Consider the following 257-nt stretch of genomic DNA (forward strand, 5'->3'; position numbering starts at 1 on the left):
GTTAAGATTCATCTTCATAATGTCAAACTCCTGAAAGAGCTGCAGCCTATTGAAAGCGCAGTCAGAAGGGGGATTATGCTATATCAGAAGGTATATCAATCCATGCCACATTTAGCGGATTATATTAACCAGCATAAACGGAAAGACGAGATTAAGGGAGTCGTCGGCATTACAATGCTTCATAAAGGAGCGGCGAGACTCGGTTTTGATGTGATAAAACCGTCCAGCGGCTGCTACAGGCTGTTTAAGAAAGCGGC

1 protein-coding gene is annotated in these 257 nt (G+C 44.0%); it reads left to right on the plus strand.

Annotated elements, in window-relative coordinates; all coding sequences use genetic code 11:
* Positions 1-257: YkoP family protein (locus tag SB658_RS25385; RefSeq protein WP_410603202.1), on the plus strand; the 257-nt coding region annotated here is incomplete at both ends.

This window comes from Bacillus sp. SIMBA_008 (assembly GCF_046535495.1).
Classification (GTDB): Bacteria; Bacillota; Bacilli; order Bacillales; family Bacillaceae; genus Bacillus; species Bacillus subtilis.